Raw genomic sequence first — 18,526 nt, forward strand, 5'->3', positions numbered from 1 at the left:
CCTGCTCCGAGCGGAGCAGCACCGCCCGCACACCGGCGGCATCGCACACATCGGCGGTATCGCACACACCGGCGGCATCGCACACATCGGACGCCCGGTCGCCGTCGCCCGGACGGTCGGCGGGCTCATGGGGCCCGGCAGGCGGTGTGGTCGAGGACATCAGGCGATCCGATCACGAAGGAAGGACGAACGAGCGAGACCCTCGCGCGTCACCGCGCCCACTCACTCCCACGTCACTCCGTGCCGGCAACCGCCGACCCCCACCCCCTGCGTGGCCAGAACACCACACCCACCTACTCCGAATCTCTACCGACAGTCTACCACAAATCGAACACAAAAACGAGACTGATCTAAAGCTGCTTTGCAGACAACAAGAGAAATGTGCGTCGCCAGAGCGACCCGATCAGCGCTCCAGGCCGCTCTCGATCGCCGCGACGACCGCGGGGTCGTCAGGCTTGGTCTGCGGACGGAACCGGCGCACCTCACCGCCCGGCGTCAGCACGAACTTCTCGAAGTTCCACTGCACGCGGCCGGCCTTGCCCGCGGCATCCGCCGTCTCCTTCAACGCCTTGTAGAGCGGGGCGGCCTTGCGGCCGTTCACCTTGATCTTGTCCATCACCGGGAAGGTCACCCCGTACGTCGTGGAGCAGAACTCCAGGATCTCTTCGATCGAGCCGGGCTCCTGGCCCATGAACTGGTTGCAGGGGAAGCCGACGACGGTGAGCCCGCGCTCTCCGTAGGTGCGCTGCAGCTGCTCCAGCTGCTCGTACTGGGGGGTCATGCCGCACCGCGAGGCGACGTTGACGACCAGGACGACGTCGCCGCCGAGGTCGCCGAGCGTGGTCTCGGCGCCGTCGGCGGTGCGGAAGGGGATGGAGCGGAGATCGGGTGCGCTGTCAGCCATATCCCCAGGCTATGCCGCGCTCGACGGCGAGACCCGCGATTCTGGGACAATGGTGGGGTGACCCTTGCCGCTGCCGCCGTGCGCCCCCTGCGCATCGGACCCATCGACCTCGGCGCGCCGGTCGTGCTGGCCCCGATGGCCGGCATCACCAACACGGCGTTCCGGCGGCTGTGCCGCGAGCACGGCGCGGGACTGTACGTCAGCGAGATGATCACCACGCGCGCGCTCGTCGAGCGCAACGCCACCACGATGCGGCTGATCCGCCACCACGAGTCCGAGACGCCGCGCTCGATCCAGCTCTACGGCGTCGACCCGGCGACCGTCGAGGCGGCCGTGCGCATCCTCGTGGCCGAGGGCCACGCCGACCACATCGACCTGAACTTCGGCTGCCCCGTGCCCAAGGTCACCCGGCGCGGCGGCGGGGCGGCCCTGCCCTGGAAGCTGGGCCTGTTCCGCGACATCGTGACGCGCGCCGCGCGCGCCGCCGAGCACGTGCCGCTCACCGTGAAGATGCGCAAGGGCATCGACGACGACCACCTGACCTTCCTCGACGCGGGACGCATCGCCGAGGACGCCGGAGCGGCCGCGGTCGGGCTGCACGCGCGCACCGCGGCGCAGTTCTACTCCGGCGCGGCCGACTGGCCCGCGATCGCGCGGCTGAAGGAGGTCGTCACCGATATCCCGGTGCTCGGCAACGGCGATATCTGGACCGCAGACGACGCCGTGCGCATGATGGCAGAGACCGGCTGCGACGGCGTCATCGTGGGGCGCGGATGCCTCGGCCGGCCGTGGCTGTTCGGCGACCTCGCCCGCGCCCTGGGCGCCCCGGACGACGCCCCGCCTCCGGTGGATGCGACCCTGGGCTTCGTCGCACGCGCGTTCCGCCGCCACGCCGAGCTGCTCGTGGAGTTCTTCGAGGACGAGGGGCGCGGATGCCGCGACATCCGCAAGCACGTCGCCTGGTACTTCAAGGGCTACCCGGTCGGCGGCGACCTGCGCGCGGCACTGGCCACGGCCTCGTCGCTGGCGGAGATCGACGACCTGCTGGGCCTCCTCGACCTCGAGGCGCCGTATCCCGGCGCTGCGGCCGAGGGGCAGCGCGGCCGGGCCGGCACGCCCAAGCGCCCCGCGCTGCCGCACGGCTGGCTCGACTCGCGGGACCTTGACCGGGGCGCGGCCGGTGACCTCGCCGATGCGGAGCTCGACCACAGTGGCGGGTGAGGCGCGCGCGGTCGCCGACCCCGCGATCGGCTACGACGCCCACGACGCGGCGCGGTTCCACCGTGAACCCCATCGCTCCCAGCGCGACGACTTCGCCCGCGACCGCGCGCGCGTGCTGCACAGCGCGGCGCTTCGCCGCCTCGCCGCGAAGACCCAGGTGCTCTCGCCCGCCAGCCCCGCCGACTTCGCCCGCAACCGGCTGACCCATTCGCTGGAGGTCGCCCAGGTCGGCCGGGAGCTGGCGACCGCGCTGCGCCTGTCGCCCGACATCGTCGACACGGCCTGCCTGAGCCACGATCTCGGGCATCCGCCCTTCGGGCACAACGGGGAGCGTGCCCTCAATGACTGGGCCGACGACATCGGCGGCTTCGAGGGCAACGCGCAGAGCCTCCGCATCCTCACGAGGCTCGAGCCGAAGGTCGTCGTGGGCGTTACGAGCTTCGGCCTCAATCTCACCCGCGCGAGTCTGGATGCCACGTGCAAGTACCCCTGGACGGCCGAGCATCCGCTCGCCGATCCCGGCGGTCGGCTGAAGTTCGGCGTCTACGCCGACGACGAGCCGGTGTTCCACTGGATGCGCGAGGGCGCTCCGGGCCGGGTGCGCTGCATCGAGGCCGAGGTCATGGACCTGTCCGACGACATCGCCTACTCGGTGCACGACTTCGAGGACGCGGTCGTCAACGGCTATCTGGACCCTGCCCGCCTCGTCTCCCGCGACGAGCACGAGGCGCTCGTCACGGCGATCCAGGCCTGGGTCGGTTACTCCTTCGAGCGCGAGGAGCTCGAAGACGCGCTGTACCGGCTCGTGACCCAGCCCGAGTGGATCTCCGGCTTCACCGGCACCCGCGGCGACCTCGCACGCCTGAAGAACCTCACGAGCGACCTCATCGGCCGTTTCGCGCGCGCCGCCACCGCCGCCACGCAGGAGTCGTACGCCGTCGCCGACCTCACCCGCTACCGCGCACACGTGGTGGTGCCGCGCGTCATCGAGGCCGAGATGGCGGTCCTGAAGGGCATCATCGGCGCCTTCGTGGTGTCCATCGACGGCCGCCGGCCGATCTACAAGGAGCAGCGCCGCGTGCTCAGGCGGCTCGCCTCGGCGCTGTGGGACGCGCCGGACGCGCTCGACGCGCTGCACGCGCCGGATTTCGCCGCCGCGGGAACGGATGCCGACCGCAGGCGCGTCGTCGTCGACCAGGTCGCGAGTCTCACCGACCAGACCGCGCTCGCGTGGCACGCACGACTCGTGGGGGAGGTCGACGCGGCATCCGTCGGAATCTGGTCGCCGGGCGCGAGAAGACCGGCGGGGGAGCGCTGATGCCCCGCATCCGGCAGGCCGACGTCGACGAGGTCAAGGCCCGCACGAACATCGCCGACATCATCGGCGAGCGGGTGGCGCTGAAATCCGCCGGGGTCGGCTCGCTCAAGGGCCTGTGCCCGTTCCACGACGAACGCAGCCCGAGCTTCCACGTGCGGCCGCAGGTCGGGTACTACCACTGCTTCGGATGCGGGGAGTCAGGCGACGTGTACTCGTTCCTGCGTGCGATGGACCACCTCTCGTTCACCGAGGCGGTCGAGCGGCTCGCCGCCCGCATCGGCTACACGCTGCACTACGAGGACGGCGCAGCGGCGCCGGAGACGAGCGGCCGCACCCGGCTGTACGCGGCGCACACTTCCGCTGCGGCCTTCTTCCGTGCGCAGCTGGCGACGCCCGAGGCCGAGGCCGGTCGCCGCTTCCTCGGCGAGCGCGGCTTCGACGCGGGAGCTGCGGCCCACTTCGGCGTCGGCTACGCGCCGCGCGGGTGGTCGGGGCTGACCGCGGCGATGCGCGCCGAGGGGTACACCGAGGAGGAGCTGCTGGCGGCGGGGCTCGTCTCGGCCGGCCAGCGGGGCGCGTACGACAGGTTCCGCGGGCGTCTGGTCTGGCCGATCCGCGACGTGACGGGTCAGACGATCGGCTTCGGCGCGCGGCGGCTCTACGACGACGACAAGGGGCCCAAATACCTCAACACCCCCGAGACGGCCATCTACAAGAAGGCCCAGGTGCTGTACGGTCTGGACCTCGCGAAGAAGGACATCTCCCGTGCGCACCGGGTCGTGGTGGTCGAGGGCTACACCGACGTCATGGCGTGTCACCTGGCGGGGGTGGCGACCGCCGTCGCGACGTGCGGCACGGCGTTCGGGTCCGACCACATCACGGTGCTGCGGAGAATCATGGGCGACGACACCGCCGGGGGAGAGGTGATCTTCACGTTCGATCCGGATGCCGCGGGCCAGAAGGCGGCCCTGCGGGCCTTCGGCGACGAGAAGCGCTTCGCGGCGCAGACCTACGTGGCCGTCGCCCCGGACGGGCTCGACCCGTGCGACCTCCGCCTGGAGCGCGGCGACGCCGCCGTGCGGTCGATCTTCGAGACGAAAGCGCCGATGTTCGAGTTCGTCATCGACCAGCGGCTCGCCGGCTTCGACCTGGCGACCGTGGAGGGCCAGGTGGGGGCGCTGCGCTCGGCCGCGCCAATCGTGGCCGACATCCGCGACCGGGCGCTGCGGCCCGGATACACCCGAGTGCTCGCCCGCAAGCTCGGGCTCGACCTCGGAGAGGTGCGCTCAGCCGTCGAGCGCGCTTCGCGCCAGACCCGCCCAGCGGCGCAGGCGCCGCACGTGCCGGCGCCTGTCGACGAGTCCGCACCGGAGGCGCCTCCGCGCGTGACGCTCGCGTCGCTGCCGCGTACCGCGGACACCGCGCTGGAGCGCGATGCCCTCATGGGGGTGCTGCAGTACGGCCACACCGTCGACCCGGAGCGGATCGACCCCGCTCTGGCGCTGCCGATGAGCACTCCGGCGCTCGACGCGGTGCGCGAGGCCGTGCTCGCCCAGCCCGATCGCACGCGCGTGGGCTGGGCGGCGGCGGCCGTCGAGTCCACCCGGGAGCCGTTCCGGTCGCTGGCCGTGGAGCTGCTCACCGCGACGTTTCCGGCACGCACGGCGGCCGACGCCGAGGCATCCACGGTCGATCTGTGCCGTCGGCTACAGGTGCGGGCGATCGAGCGCGACAAGGCGCGGCTCCTCGGCGACGTGCAGCGGCTGCCGCCGGACTCGCCGGAGGGGCGTGCGGTGCGCGTGCGGCTGCGTGACCTCGACGCCCGCATCCGCGACCTCGTCGAGGACCGCTAGCGGCGCACGCCGGCGACCGGCAGGATGAGGGGATGCCGGTTCCGAGCGTTCCCGACGTCGCGCTGCGCTGCGCCGACCTGTCCGTCGCTCGCCGCGGCGACCGGCATCGCGTCATCGACGGCGTCACAGTCACGCTGCCGCAGGGCGGGGCGCTGGCGGTGATGGGCCCCACCGGTGCGGGCAAGTCGAGCCTGCTCGCAGTACTCGCGGGGGCGGGGGAGCTGACCGTCGTCGGCGGTGAGGCCTGGGTCGACGGCATCCGGGTGCGCGACGGCAGACGGGCGCGCCGGACCCTGGGCGCGGTCACCGGCTACCTTCCGCAGGGCGCCGGAGGTCTGCTGGCGGCGCGCCTGACGGTCGCGGAGACCATCGCCGAACCGGTCACGAGCCGCGAGCGCCGCCGCGACCTGCGGGCGCTCGCGATCGAGACGGCGACCCTCCTCGACGAGCTGCGGCTGCCGCTCGGGGCGACCGGGAAGTACCCGTACGAGCTCAGCTCGGGCATGCGGCAGCGGGTCGCGCTGGCGCGCGCGCTGATCACGCGACCACGCGTGCTGCTGTGCGACGACCCGTACGTCAACCTCGACACCGAGGCGCGCGAGTCCGCGTGCGCGGCGATCGCGCGACGCCTGACCGAACACGGCACGGCGGTGGTCGTCGCGACCCACGAGGAGCGCACCGCGATGGAGCTCGACGCCGACGTGCTGGTGCTGCGCGCGGGCTTCCCGGTGGCGTGCGGCCGCGTCGGAGCGCTGCAGTGGACGCCCGGCGAGGCCGAGCGCGCGGCATCCTGATCGCGCACAAGGCCGGGAGCACGCGGTGCTCACGTGGGGCGGGTGGGACTTGAACCCACGATCGTCGGGTTATGAGCCCGCTGCCTTGACCGGCTTGGCCACCGCCCCGTGCGGCATCGAGCCTACCGTGCCGCCCCGCGCGGTCAGCGCGGATCGTCGGTGCGCGGGGCGTCCCTGTCGTGCACCGGAGGGTCCGGCCATACCTTCGCGACGGCCTCGTCGAAGCGGATCGGACCGGTGCGCGGGTGGGGCTCGTCGCCGACGCCGCCGTCGCGGCCGCGGGGGATGGGCAGCTCCTGGCTGTCGCTGACGATCTGCGGATGATGGCGGGCCAGCTGGAACACGCCGACGACGGCGATCGCCCCGGCCGCAGCGAACGCGAGGTTCACCCACAGCGGTGCGTTCGCGGCCTCGCCGAGCACGGAGAGGCCGATGACGACCGCGACGATCGGGTCGATCACGGTCAGTCCCGCGATCACCAGGTCGGGGGGCCCGGAGGCGTAGGCGGTCTGCACGAAGTAGGCGCCGATGCAGGTTCCTGCGATGAGCGCCGCCACGCACGCCAGGGTCAGCCACTCGAAGTCCCCGGTCTTGATGCGGCTGATCACGACCTTGGCGAGCGTCGCCACGAAGCCGTATACGACGCCGGCGCCGACGATGTAGAACAGCGCCTTCATGCGGTGCCGCAGCGCGATCCAGGTGAAGGTCAGTAGCAGCATCACGCCGACGAGGATGAGCAGGATCGTGATCAGTTGCCGATCCGACACCGGCGCCTCGGTCGCGAAGAGGGCCGCGACCGTCACGAACAGGAAGATCCCGCCGATGCACAGCGCGATCGCGGTGAGCGAGCGTCGCGTGGGCGCGTGGCCGGAGATGCGGGCGTTCAGCAGCGTCGTGATCACGAGCGAGACCGCGCCCACCGGCTGGACGAGGATCAGCGGCGCGAACGAGAGCGCGGTGAGCTGGCACACGATCGCCAGGCCCAGCATGAGAGTGCCCGCCACCCACGAGGGGCGCCTGAGCAGATTGAGCAGCTGCGCGCCGGTGAGACCCCTGTTGCCGTCGACCTGCGTGAGCCGCTCGACCTTCAACACGCCCCGGTGCTGATACTGGGCCCCGAACGACATGAAGACCGCGCCGAGGAGCGCCAACGGGATGCCGATCAGGATCGACGGGTCATCGAAGACCCCGACGAGCTCGTCGGTGACGTCGTTCAGCGCCAGGCGCGGAGAGAGCACCCATCGACAGTAACCGGACGGGCGGCTCGATAGGCTCAGGACGTGGCTGTTCTCCCCATTCGCATCATGGGCGACCCCGTCCTGCACGCTGTCGCCGCCCCCGTCGCCGAGATCACCGACGAAGTGCGCGCGCTCGTCGCCGACATGTTCGAGACGATGGATGCCGCCCCCGGCGTGGGGCTCGCGGCCCCCCAAGTGGGTGTTGGGCTGCGACTGTTCACCTACTCCTACCAGGACGACGAGGGAAGACCCTGGCGCGGCGTGGTCGTCAACCCGCAGCTGTGGATGCGCCCGCTCGAGCCGGGCGCCCCGGACCCCGAGACGGAGTCCGAGGGGTGCCTGTCGTTCCCCGGGGAGCGCTTCCCGCTCCGCCGCTCGGACGAGGTGCTCCTGACCGGCACCGACCTGGAGGGCGGGCCGGTCGAGCTTCGCGTCTCCGGTTGGCGTGCGCGCATCCTGCAGCACGAGTTCGATCATCTCGACGGCATCCTCTACATCGATCGCATCTCTGACGCGGACTGGAAGACCGTGCAGCGCATCTCGCGCAAGCGCGGCTGGGGACGCCCCGGGCAGAGCTGGCTGCCCGGCGTCGACGAGCTGGAGGCGTGATCGCGGCGCCCTCCCGTGCCCGGTCGCGCGGGTCACGCGCACGCGTGCGGCTTTGCTAGCATGGTCTGGTTGTCGCCACGGCGACTGATCCTCGGTAGCTCAATTGGCAGAGCAATCGGCTGTTAACCGATAGGTTCTTGGTTCGAGTCCAAGCCGGGGAGCGAACGGCCCCGAGCTCCACCTCGGGGCCGTTTCCCGTGCGGGCGACACCGTCACGATTGCCGCTTGTGGTAGCGGGCGCGCGTCGGCGATAATGAGGGTTCACAATCGCACAGGCCATGTCGGGCATCAGGTCGTAGGGGAAGACGCACCTGATGATGGGAGAGACGATGGCAGCACCACAGGCGCGTGGGGTGATCTTCATCCACTCCGCGCCACGCGCGTTGTGCCCGCATCTCGAGTGGGCGGTCGGGCGCGTGCTCGAACGCGCCGTGAGCTTCGATTGGACGGATCAACAGGTTCTGGAGGGGAGCAGACGGACGGAGTTCTACTGGGAGGGACCGGCCGGGACCGGCGCCGCACTGGCGACGGCGATCCGCGGCTGGGAGCATCTGCGCTTCGAGGTCACCGAGGATCCGACGCCGCGCAGCGACGGCGGACGGTGGCTGCACACGCCGAGCCTCGGCATCCACTTCGCCCAGACCGACACGGTCGGCAACGTGGTGATCGGCGAGGACCGCATCCGCTACGCGATGGAGATCGCCGCGGGCGACCTCGCCGAGCTCGAACGCGAGTTGCAGGTCGCCCTGGGCACGGCGTGGGACGACGAGCTGGAGCCCTTCCGCCACGCCAGCGACGACGCCGCTGTCGTGTGGCTCCACAAGGTGGGCTGACCGTGGAATGAGGCCTCAGGCGGCGCGTCGCGCCGGTACCGGACTCGGTGATCTGCTCCCGGGATCCGGGAAGACGTGACCCGCCGCCTGACATGCGAAAGACGCCCCCGGCGAGGCCAGGGGCGTCTTCTCGTGGGCGGGCTCAGACCGACGCGAACGCGGCCACGGCGTTGTGACCGCCGAAGCCGAACGAGTTGCTGATCGCCAGCTGCTGCTGCGCGCCGAGCGGCTCGGGCGAGCCGGACAGGCGGAAGGGGACCTCGGGATCCTGCGTGGTGAGGTTTATCGTGGGCGGGGCGATGCGGTGCTGGATCGCGAGGATCGTGAAGATCGCCTCCAGCGCGCCCGTGCCGCCCAGGAGATGGCCGGTCGAGGCCTTGGTCGCCGACACCGGGATCTCGTCGATGCGGGGACCGAAGACCTTGCGCAGCGCCTGGTACTCGTTGGGGTCGCCCACGGGGGTCGACGTGGCGTGCGCGTTGATGTGCGTGACGTCGTCGGGCGAGGCGCCTGCCGACTCCAACGCCATCCGCACCGCGCGCGCGGCGCCGGTGCCCTCGGGGTCGTTCGCTGTGATGTGGTACGAATCGGCGGTGACGCCGCCGCCGACCACCGACGCATAGATCTTGGCACCGCGGGCCTTCGCGTGCTCCTCGGTCTCCAGGATCAGCACGCCCGCGCCCTCGCCCATGACGAAGCCGTCGCGGTCGACGCTTGCGGGTCGCGACGCCGTGGCCGGATCGTCGTTGCGCCTGGAGAGGGCCTGCATCGACGCGAACGACGAGATCGTGATCGGGTGGATCACCGACTCGGTGCCGCCGGCGATCACGACATCGGCGAGGCCGTCGCGCAGGTGCTCGACCGCGTTCACAATCGACTCGGTGCTCGACGCGCAGGCGCTGGCGACGGTGCGCGCGTAGGCGCGCGCACCGAAGTGCAGCGACAGGTTGCCTGCCGCGGCGTTGGGCATGAGCATGGGCACGGTCATGGGCAGGACGCGGCGAGGCCCCTTCTCCCGCAGCGTGTCCCATGCGTCGAGGAGGGTCCACAGGCCCCCGATGCCGGTGGCGAAGTCCACGCCCAGGCGGTCGGGGTCGACCTCGGGGCTGCCGGCATCCGCCCACGCCTCCGTCGCCGCGACGAGCGCGAACTGCGACGACGGGTCGAGTCGCTTGGCGACCGGGCGGGCGAGCACCGTGTCGGGGCGCACGGCGGCCTGAGCGGCGAACGTCACGGGAAGCTGGTACTTCTCCACCCAGTCGTACTCGAGGGTGCGCGCGCCGGAGGCGCCCGCCAGCAGGGCCTCCCAGCTCTCGGGTGCGGTGCCGCCGATCGGCGACGACGCGCCGATGCCGGTGACGACGATTCGGGGAGTGGTCATGGCTTTCCTCGTTGTGCTCCGGCGGGGGCGGGAAGCCCCCGCCGGACGGACGGTGTCACGCGCGGCGCGACGACGGACCTACGCCTGCGCGGACGTGATGAAGGCGACCGCGTCGCCGACCGTCTTGAGGTTCTTGACCTCCTCGTCGGGGATCGTCACGCCGAACTTCTCCTCGGCGTTGACGACGATCGTCATCATCGAGATCGAGTCGATGTCGAGGTCGTCCGTGAAGGACTTCTCCAGCGCGACCTCCTCGGCGGCGATGCCCGTCTCGTCGGTGATGAGCTCGGCGAGCCCCGCGAGGACCTCGTCGTTGGTGAATGCCATGGTGTCTCCTTGTTGGGTCAGGGCCCGGCGATCGGTGTCGGGCCCGTGCGGCCGGTTGTCATTCTATGTGCGGGTCGTCCGCACTCACGGGAGGACGACCACCTGAGCCCCGAACACGAGACCGGCTCCGAAGCCGATCTGCAGGGCGAGTCCCCCGCTCAGCTCCGGATGCTCGGTGAGCAGACGGTGCGTGGCGAGGGGGATGGATGCCGCGGAGGTGTTCCCCGTGGTCTCGATGTCGCGTGCGATGACGACCGAGTCGGGGAGCTTCAGCTGTTTGGCGAACTCGTCGATGATGCGCATGTTCGCCTGATGCGGCACGAACGCGGCCAGGTCGGCCGGCTCGACGCCGGCGGCATCCAGTGCCTTGCGCGCGACCTTCGCCATCTCCCACACCGCCCAGCGGAAGACGGTCTGTCCCTCCTGGCGCAGCGTCGGCCACGGCGCCTGGCCGTCGCGGAACGCGGTGAGGGTGTGGTTCATGGTCACGGCATCCGCCTTCGAGCCGTCCGAGCCCCACACCGTCGGTCCGATCCCTGGCGTGTCGCTGGGTCCGACGATCGCGGCGCCGGCGCCGTCGCCGAGGAGGAACGAGATCGAGCGGTCGGCGGGGTCGACGATGTCGCTGAGCTTCTCCGCGCCGACGACGCCGACGTAGGTGGCCGCACCGGCGCGGATGAGCGCGTCGGCCTGCGCGATGCCGTAGGCGAAACCGGCGCACGCGGCGTTGAGGTCGTAGGCGGCGGCCGGGTTCGCTCCGACGCGGTCGGCGACGATGGCCGACACCGACGGCGTCTGCCGCGGGTTGGAGATCGTCGCGACCAGCACCGCGTCGACCTGGTCGGGACGGATGCCGGAGCGCTCGATCGCCTCACCGAGCGCGGCCGCGGCGAGCTCGATCGCCGTGGTGTCGTGGGAGGCGCGCACGCGGGTCGCGATGCCGGTGCGCTGACGGATCCACTCGTCGCTAGAGTCGATCGGTCCGATGAGGTCGTCATTGGGCACGACGTTCTCGCCGCGGGCAGCGCCGTAGCCGTAGATGCGCGTGTGGGCGGGGCCGGTGGCCTGTCTGAGCGTGGCTGTCACGCGTCGCCTCCTGTCAGCAGCGCGGCGGCCGCCGCGAGGTCGTCGGGGGTCTTCACGGCAACGGCGGGGATGCCGCGCAGACCGCGCTTGGCCAGGCCCACGAGCGCTCCGGCCGGAGCGAACTCGATGATCCCGGTCACGCCGTGATCGAGGAACGAGGCCATGCACAGGTCCCAGCGCACCGGAGAGGCCACTTGGGCCACGAGCAGGTCGAGCGCGGTGCGGCCGTCGGAGACCGTCGAGCCGTCGCTATTGGTCCACAGGGTCGGCTGCGGGTCGGCTGCGGCGACCTCCGCAGCCGCAGCACGCAGCGTCTCGACCGCGGAGATCATATGCCGCGTGTGGAATGCACCGGCCACCTGCAGCGCCACCACGCGGCTTCCGCGCGGGGGCTCGGCGGCGAGGGCGGCGAGGGCATCGAGCTCTCCGGCGGCGACGATCTGTCCGCCGCCGTTGAAGTTCGCCGGCGTCAGCTCGAGCGCCTCGAGGCGCTCGAGCACGGCCTGCTCGACCCCGCCGACGACGGCGCTCATGCCGGTGCGGACCGCGGCGGCCGCGTCGGCCATCGCCCGGCCCCGCACGCCGACCAGGCGCAGCGCGTCGGCCTCGGAGAGCACGCCGGCGGCCGCGAGCGCGGTGAGCTCGCCCACCGAGTGTCCGGCGACCCCCTGCGGCCGCGCCGGGGACAGCGCTCCCAGGGCCGCCCACGACAGCAGCCCCGCGGCGACGATGAGCGGCTGGGCGACCTTCGTGTCGCGGATGCGGTCGGCGTCCCACTCGGTGCCCGCGGCGACGAGGTCGACGCCGGCCTGCTCGCTGTAGGCGTCGAGCCTCTCGCGGCTCCCGTCGATCTCCAGCCAGGGCGCAAGGAAGCCGGGGGTCTGGGAGCCCTGTCCCGGGAAGACGGCGATGATCACCCGTTCATCCTTCCAGAGACGGGGGCGCCGACCTGCGGAGGCGGACACAAGATCGCGGCGTGTCTTTGTGCGCGCCGTACATGCGCGCCACGGGCGTCATGAGCGACGCTGCGTGGCGCGGCGGCGCGTGACCTCGGTGCCGATCGAACCGATGATCAGCGCGGTCTGGAGGATGAGCGCCTCGCGCGGGCCGGTGGCATCCCACCCGATCAGTTCGGAGACGCGCTTGAGCCGGTAGCGCACCGTGTTCGGGTGCACGAACAGCTCGCGCGCGGTCGCCTCCAGCGAGCGGCCGTTGTCGAGATAGCTCCACAGCGTCGTGACCAGGTCGGCGGAGTGGCCCTGCAGCGGACGGTAGATGCGCTCGGCGAGTGTCGCCTTGGCCAGCGGATCGCCGGCGAGCGCCCGCTCGGGCAGCAGGTCGTCGGCCTCCGCGGGACGCGGGGCGTGCCGCCAGGCCTTCGCGACTGCGAAGCCGGCGAGCGCCGCGCGCGCGCTCTGCCCGGCGTCGACGAGGGCCGGAACGGCAGGTCCGAGCACGAGGTGTCCCGGGCCGAAGCCGGGTTCGAGGCGCCGCGCGATCTCGGGGAAGGGCAGGTCGACGGATGCCTCGTCGCGGCCGGGCAGGTCGGCGCGGCCGATCACGACCACGAGCCGGGAGCCCTGTACCCCGATGAGGACGTCCACGCCGATCTTGCGCGCGGTGCGGCGCAGCTGGTCGACGTCGAACTGCACCGGGGTCGTGCCCACGAGCACGGCGACCTCGCCGCGTCCGTGCCAGCCGAGCGCCGCGATGCGACTGGGCAGCTCCTCGTCGGCCTCGCCGGTGAGGATCGAGTCGACCACGAGCGCTTCGAGCCTGGCATCCCACAGCCCCCGGGCCTCCGCCGCGCGCGCGTACACGTCGGCGGCGGCGAAGGCCACGTCGCGCGAGTAGCGCAGCATGCTCTCGCGCACGTCGGCGTCACGGCCGCCGACGCGCTCCTCGGTGACCTCGACGGTGACGCGGATCAGCTGCAGCGTCTGGGTGAGGCTCACACTGCGCAGCAGTTCCCGGGGCGCGGCGGCGAAGATGTCGGCGGCGATCCAGGGGGTGGATGCCGGATCCTCGTACCACTGGATGAACGACGAGATCCCGGCCTGGGCCACCAGCCCGACGGCGGACCGTCGGGCCGGCGGCATTTCGGCATACCACGGGAGAGACTCCTCCAGACGCGTGATCGTCGCCGTCGCCAGGTCGCCCGAGATGCGTCGAAGCCACGCGAGAGTGGCCGCCTTCTCGCTGGACGAGGAACGCTCGGGCATCGAGCCGTCAGCCCTCGTCGCCCGCGCTTCCGCTGCTGCCCGCGGCGATGTCGTTCAGGCGGTACTTCTCGATCGCCTGGGCGGACAGCGCGCGGTCGACCTTGCCCTCGTCGGCGAGCGCCTGGAGCGTCCGGACGACGACGGAGGGTCCGTCGATCTTGAAGAAGCGGCGGGCGGCGGCACGCGTGTCGGAGAAGCCGAAGCCCTCCGCGCCGAGAGTGGCGAAGTGGCGCGGCACCCACGGGCGGATCTGGTCCTGCACGGCGTGCATGTAGTCGCTGACGGCGACCACGGGACCCTCGGAGTCCTGGAGCTTCTGCGTCACATACGCGGTGCGCGGCTCCTCGAGCGGGTGCAGGAAGTTGTGCTCGTCGGCGGCGAGGCCGTCGCGGCGCAGCTCGGTCCAGCTCGTGACCGACCACACGTCGGCGGTGACGCCCCAGTCCTCCTGCAGCAGCTTCTGCGCCTCGAGCGCCCACGGCACGCCGACGCCGGAGGCGAGCACCTGCGCGCGCGGACCGCTGCCCTCGCCGGTGGAGATGCGGTGCAGGCCGCGGATGATCCCGTCGACGTCCACGTCGGCCGGCTCGGCGGGCTGCACGATCGGCTCGTTGTAGATCGTGATGTAGTACATCACGTTCGGGTCGGGGTGGGTCCCGCCGTACATGCGCTCGATACCGCTGCGCATGATGTGGGCGATCTCGTACCCGTAGGCGGGGTCGTAGATCACGGTGGCCGGGTTGGTCGAGGCCAGCAGCGGCGAGTGGCCGTCGGCGTGCTGCAGACCCTCACCGGTCAGCGTGGTGCGACCGGCGGTGGCGCCCATGATGAACCCGCGCGCCATCTGGTCGCCGGCGGCCCACTGCGCGTCGCCGGTGCGCTGGAAGCCGAACATCGAGTAGAAGACGTAGACCGGGATGAGCGGCTGGCCGTGCGTCGCGTACGCCGTGCCGGCGGCGGTGAACGCGGCGAGCGCGCCGGCCTCGTTGATGCCGACGTGCACGATCTGGCCCTGGGGGCTCTCCTTATAGGCCAGCAGCAGGTCGCGGTCGACCGATGTGTAGTTCTGGCCCTTCGGGTTGTAGATCTTCGCGGTCGGGAAGAACGCGTCGATGCCGAAGGTGCGCGCCTCGTCGGGGATGACCGGGACGATGCGGTTGCCGAAGTCCTTGACCCTCAGGAGGTCCTTGAGGATGCGGACGAAGGCCATGGTGGTGGCGACCGCCTGGGTGCCGGAGCCCTTCTTGCCGATCGCGTACGCGGACTCCGGGGGCAGGTTGAGGTCGACGTGGGTCGCCCTGCGCTCCGGCAGGAAGCCGCCGAGAGCGCGGCGGCGCTCGACCATGTACTGGATCGTCTCGTCCTGCGGACCGGGGTTGTAGTACGGAGGGAGGTAGGGGTTCTCCTCGAGCTGGGCGTCGGAGATGGGGATGTACATCTCGTCGCGCAGGTGCTTGAGGTCTTCGAGGGTCATCTTCTTCATCTGGTGCGCGGCCATGCGGCCCTCGAAGTGCGAACCCAGGCCGTATCCCTTGATGGTCTTGGCGAGGATGACGGTGGGCTGGCCCTTGTGCTCGACGGCCGCCTTGAACGCCGCGTACACCTTGCGGTAGTCGTGTCCGCCGCGCTTGAGCGCCCAGATCTGATCGTCGGTGTAGTCCTTGACGAGCTCGAGGGCGCGCGGGTCCTTGCCGAAGAAGAAGTCGCGCACGAACTTGCCGTCTTCGGTCTTGAACGTCTGATAGTCGCCGTCAGGCGTGCTGTTCATCACATCGCGGAGGGCGCCTTCGGTGTCGCGCGCGATGAGCTCGTCCCACTTGCGGCCCCAGATGACCTTGATGACGTTCCAGCCGGCGCCGCGGAAGAAGCTCTCCAGCTCCTGGATGATCTTGCCGTTGCCGCGCACCGGGCCGTCGAGGCGCTGCAGGTTGCAGTTGACCACGAAGGTGAGGTTGTCGAGGCCGTCGTTGGCGGCGACCTGCAGCTGTCCGCGGCTTTCGACCTCGTCCATCTCGCCGTCGCCGAGGAAGGCCCACACATGGCTGCCGGAGACGTCCTTGATGCCGCGGTTGGTGAGGTACTTGTTGGACTGAGCCTGATAGATCGCGTTGATCGGACCGAGGCCCATCGACACGGTCGGGAACTGCCAGAAGTGGGGCAGGAGGCGGGGGTGGGGGTAGGAGGGGATGCCATTGGGCGTCTTCGACTTCTCCTGCCGGAAGCCGTCGAGCTGGGCCTCGGTGAGGCGTCCCTCCAGGAACGCGCGAGCGTACATGCCGGGGGAGGCGTGACCCTGGATGAAGACCTGATCGGGACCCTCGGGGTGGTCGTGGCCCTTGAAGAAGTGATTGAAGCCGACCTCGTAGAGCGAGGCGGAGGAGGCGTAGGTGGCGATGTGTCCGCCGACGCCGATGCCGGGGCGCTGGGCGCGGTGGACGGTGATTGCGGCGTTCCAGCGGATCCACGCGCGGTAGCGGCGCTCGATCTCCTCGTCACCCGGGAAGTCGGGCTCGTTCTCCGGTGCGATGGTGTTGAGGTAGTCGGTGGTCGGCACCATCGGAACCCCGAGATGCAGGTCCTTCGACGCCTTCAACAGGCTCAGCATGATCTCGCGCCCGCGCCCGTGGCCCTTCGCCTCGACGAGCTGCGAGAGCGACTCCTGCCATTCGGCGGTCTCCTCCGGATCGCTGTCGAGGGCTTCCTGGGAATACGGATCCTGATCGTTGACGGTCACGGGAGGCCTTTCTCGTTGGGCAGATCGTGCCAGGGAATCACCGCGGCGATCGTGCAGGTCTTGTCGACACTGCACAAGCCGTTTGGAGTCAGCCTACTCACACGGCGCGGCGCGGCACAGTGTTGCGACCGAAAGCGATCGTCGAACGGCATCCTGCGCCCGACCGGCGCTTCTAGACTGAGGGCGAGGGGCCTTTAGCTCAGCCGGTAGAGCAACTGGTTTACACCCAGTAGGTCGTCGGTTCGATCCCGGCAGGGCCCACCAGAACGTCGTTGTTCAAACCAACGACGTGGGCACGTTTCACGGGTGGGCGGAACGCAGCACAACGTCGGAGATCTGCGGTTCGTCGGATGCCGGGGCGCCGAGGCATCCGACATTGTGCCGATCTCCGACGACACGCCGCGGCTGCCCTGTCAGGTCGGGCGTGACCCGCGTCGTAGCTACGCAGGGGAGTCGCGTGGAGTGAGGTATCGACCCAGTGCCGCCAGCAGGCCGCGTGTGCCCTTCTCGCGGTTCGCGCCGTCGGCCCAGAACCGATCGAAGAAGACTCCCTGCTCGCCGTGCGCGAAGCGCGTGCCGCCCTCGATGGGCTCGAACTCCAGTGTGGCGATCGAGGTGGACATGTGGATGCCGTCGATCCACATGTCGTACGTCGTCACGATGCGGACCTGGTCGACGATGTCGGTGTAGGTCGCCTCATACCGTGAGACGGGGCCGTTGTGGAACTTCCCCTCGGCGACGTCGCGGCCGCCGAGACGGAAGTCGAAGACCCACTCCCGGTGTTCCATGGCATCCCCGGCACCCCACCAGCGAAGCTTCTGCTCCTCGTCGGTGAAGGCGTCCCAGACGCGTTCGACCGCTGCCGGGTAGTCGCGTGTCAGCAGGAACTCGGCGCGCGCGATTCGTCGTTCGGTTGTCACGGGTGGTGTCCTATCTGGTGAAGGCGATGTGGATGGTGCCGCTCTCGGAGACCTCGGAGCTCACACGATGGGTGACCTCCAGTCCGCCGAGGTCGTCCCAGAACCGGTTCCCGCGGCCGAGGACGACGGGCGCGATCATCAGGTGCAGGTCGTCGATCAGCCCCGCGCGGAGGTACGCGTGTGCGACGCCGCTTCCGCCGCCGATGCGCACACCCCGGTCACCGGCTGCCTCGCTGGCTTCCGCGAGCACGGTCTCGATCGGCTCGTTGCGGAAGTGGAACGTCGTCCCGCCCTGCATCACGATCGGCGGGCGCGGGGCGGAGTGGGTGAGCACGTAGACCGGCGTGCCGAAGGACGGCTCGTCGCCCCACCAGCCCTTCCACTCCGGGTCGTCGGGGAAGGCGTGGAGGCCGAACATGCCGGCTCCCATGATCTCGGCTCCGACCCCTCGGAAGAACGCAGCGGCGTGGGCGTCGTCCACTCCGGTCGTGCGCGCGCCGCTGTGGTCGCCGAACACGCGTTCGCGGACCGTGCGGGTGGCTCCCCATGCCGCGGTGAGCTGGGACCAGCCATCGCCCATCGGGTTCTCGGGCGTGGGGTCGGATGCGGTGTAGCCGTCGAGCGAGACGAACAGGTTGGCGCTGACGCGGGTCACGAGGACCTCCTTCGGGCGGTGCGGGAAAGGTAGACGCCGAGGTCGTCGGCCTGGCGCTCGGCAGGCGTTCGCTGTTCGCCGAGCCACAGCTGCACGACATCGAGCGCGCCCGGAACCAGGCTCACGGTGCGCACCCGGCCGTGCTTCTTCGACGAGATGACTCCTGCGCTCTCCAGTGCGCTCAGGTGCTGCATGAACGAGGGCAACGCCATCGCGAACGGCTCGGCGAGCTCGGACACCACCGCAGGAGACTTCGCCAATCGCTCCACGACCGCTCGGCGGGTCGGGTCCGCGAGCGCGCGGAGCACGACATCGACCTCATCGCGATACTTAGGCATATACCTAATTATTAGGAGTGTTCGTCGCTGCGTCAACTGCCCGACGTGCCTCAGCTTCTTTGAGCGCGAGAGTGGGATCGGTGCCTCACGATC

17 protein-coding genes and 3 tRNA genes are annotated in these 18,526 nt (G+C 70.6%); 8 read left to right on the plus strand and 12 right to left on the minus strand.

What is annotated here, in order from left to right; all coding sequences use genetic code 11:
* Positions 1-403 precede the first annotated feature (403 nt).
* Complete coding sequence (locus tag QM641_RS11205) at positions 404-904, minus strand: glutathione peroxidase (RefSeq protein ID WP_415116477.1); 501 nt, start codon at positions 902-904, stop codon at positions 404-406.
* A 57-nt stretch (positions 905-961) separates the two neighbouring features.
* Here QM641_RS11205 and dusB point away from each other — a divergent pair, with 57 nt between their 5' ends.
* From dusB to QM641_RS11225, 4 genes are read left to right on the plus strand one after another with little or no spacing between them, the layout of a single operon-like run.
* A complete protein-coding gene (gene dusB, locus QM641_RS11210) occupies positions 962-2,125 on the plus strand; it encodes a tRNA dihydrouridine synthase DusB (protein WP_415116479.1) in 1,164 nt (387 codons plus the stop codon).
* A complete protein-coding gene (locus QM641_RS11215; RefSeq protein ID WP_415116481.1) occupies positions 2,097-3,443 on the plus strand; it encodes a deoxyguanosinetriphosphate triphosphohydrolase in 1,347 nt (448 codons plus the stop codon). Before dusB ends, QM641_RS11215 begins: the two co-directional genes overlap by 29 nt.
* Complete coding sequence (gene dnaG / locus QM641_RS11220; RefSeq protein ID WP_415116509.1) at positions 3,443-5,296, plus strand: DNA primase; 1,854 nt, start codon at positions 3,443-3,445, stop codon at positions 5,294-5,296. Before QM641_RS11215 ends, dnaG begins: the two co-directional genes overlap by 1 nt.
* Before the next feature lie 32 nt (positions 5,297-5,328).
* Positions 5,329-6,090: an ATP-binding cassette domain-containing protein gene (locus QM641_RS11225; protein WP_415116483.1), complete on the plus strand. Its 762-nt coding sequence runs from the start codon at positions 5,329-5,331 to the stop codon at positions 6,088-6,090.
* Positions 6,091-6,124: 34 nt separating this feature from the next.
* Here QM641_RS11225 and QM641_RS11230 read toward each other — a convergent pair.
* Positions 6,125-6,198, minus strand: a tRNA-Ile gene (locus QM641_RS11230).
* Positions 6,199-6,233: 35 nt separating this feature from the next.
* Positions 6,234-7,328 (minus strand): DMT family transporter, encoded by a 1,095-nt coding sequence (locus QM641_RS11235; protein WP_415116485.1) that lies wholly within the window; start codon positions 7,326-7,328, stop codon positions 6,234-6,236.
* A 42-nt stretch (positions 7,329-7,370) separates the two neighbouring features.
* On the opposite strand from QM641_RS11235, the gene def reads away from it, so the two are divergent.
* The 3 genes from def to QM641_RS11250 all read left to right on the plus strand — a co-directional run bounded on the left by def (position 7,371) and on the right by QM641_RS11250 (position 8,770).
* Positions 7,371-7,937, plus strand: a complete 567-nt coding sequence (gene def, locus QM641_RS11240) for a peptide deformylase (protein ID WP_415116487.1) — start codon at positions 7,371-7,373, stop codon at positions 7,935-7,937.
* A gap of 88 nt (positions 7,938-8,025) precedes the next feature.
* Positions 8,026-8,098 (plus strand) — tRNA-Asn (locus tag QM641_RS11245).
* Positions 8,099-8,266: 168 nt separating this feature from the next.
* On the plus strand, positions 8,267-8,770 hold the full coding sequence (locus tag QM641_RS11250) for a DUF3145 domain-containing protein (RefSeq protein ID WP_415116489.1): 504 nt from the start codon (positions 8,267-8,269) through the stop codon (positions 8,768-8,770).
* Positions 8,771-8,912: 142 nt separating this feature from the next.
* On the opposite strand, the gene QM641_RS11255 is transcribed toward QM641_RS11250, so the two are convergent.
* The 6 genes from QM641_RS11255 to aceE form a co-directional block, all read right to left on the minus strand.
* Entirely contained in the window at positions 8,913-10,151 is a 1,239-nt protein-coding gene (locus tag QM641_RS11255; RefSeq protein WP_415116491.1) for a beta-ketoacyl-[acyl-carrier-protein] synthase family protein, read from the minus strand.
* Positions 10,152-10,229: 78 nt separating this feature from the next.
* Complete coding sequence (locus tag QM641_RS11260) at positions 10,230-10,478, minus strand: acyl carrier protein (protein WP_415116493.1); 249 nt, start codon at positions 10,476-10,478, stop codon at positions 10,230-10,232.
* An 84-nt stretch (positions 10,479-10,562) separates the two neighbouring features.
* Positions 10,563-11,564 carry a beta-ketoacyl-ACP synthase III gene (locus QM641_RS11265; protein ID WP_415116495.1) on the minus strand — a complete coding sequence of 334 codons (1,002 nt, stop codon included), beginning with the start codon at positions 11,562-11,564 and terminating at the stop codon, positions 10,563-10,565.
* The gene (locus QM641_RS11270; protein WP_415116497.1) at positions 11,561-12,481 is read right to left on the minus strand and encodes an ACP S-malonyltransferase; all 921 of its coding nucleotides are present in this window, start codon (positions 12,479-12,481) and stop codon (positions 11,561-11,563) included. Before QM641_RS11270 ends, QM641_RS11265 begins: the two co-directional genes overlap by 4 nt.
* A 96-nt stretch (positions 12,482-12,577) precedes the next feature.
* Positions 12,578-13,786: a PucR family transcriptional regulator gene (locus QM641_RS11275; RefSeq protein ID WP_415116499.1), complete on the minus strand. Its 1,209-nt coding sequence runs from the start codon at positions 13,784-13,786 to the stop codon at positions 12,578-12,580.
* A gap of 7 nt (positions 13,787-13,793) precedes the next feature.
* The gene (gene aceE, locus QM641_RS11280; protein ID WP_415116501.1) at positions 13,794-16,520 is read right to left on the minus strand and encodes a pyruvate dehydrogenase (acetyl-transferring), homodimeric type; all 2,727 of its coding nucleotides are present in this window, start codon (positions 16,518-16,520) and stop codon (positions 13,794-13,796) included.
* Positions 16,521-16,708: 188 nt separating this feature from the next.
* Between aceE and QM641_RS11285 the strand changes: the two genes are divergently transcribed.
* A tRNA-Val gene (locus QM641_RS11285) sits at positions 16,709-16,784 on the plus strand.
* 176 nt (positions 16,785-16,960) lie between these two features.
* Here the strand turns inward: QM641_RS11285 and QM641_RS11290 are convergent.
* Genes QM641_RS11290 through QM641_RS11300 form a run of 3 tightly spaced genes read right to left on the minus strand, consistent with a single transcriptional unit; the run spans position 16,961 to position 18,433 of the window.
* Positions 16,961-17,440: an SRPBCC domain-containing protein gene (locus QM641_RS11290; protein WP_415116503.1), complete on the minus strand. Its 480-nt coding sequence runs from the start codon at positions 17,438-17,440 to the stop codon at positions 16,961-16,963.
* A 10-nt stretch (positions 17,441-17,450) separates the two neighbouring features.
* The gene (locus tag QM641_RS11295; protein ID WP_415116505.1) at positions 17,451-18,095 is read right to left on the minus strand and encodes a dihydrofolate reductase family protein; all 645 of its coding nucleotides are present in this window, start codon (positions 18,093-18,095) and stop codon (positions 17,451-17,453) included.
* Complete coding sequence (locus tag QM641_RS11300) at positions 18,092-18,433, minus strand: ArsR/SmtB family transcription factor (RefSeq protein ID WP_415116507.1); 342 nt, start codon at positions 18,431-18,433, stop codon at positions 18,092-18,094. Before QM641_RS11300 ends, QM641_RS11295 begins: the two co-directional genes overlap by 4 nt.
* Positions 18,434-18,526 lie beyond the last annotated feature (93 nt).

Source organism: Microbacterium sp. (assembly GCF_047605725.1).
Classification (GTDB): Bacteria; Actinomycetota; Actinomycetes; order Actinomycetales; family Microbacteriaceae; genus Microbacterium.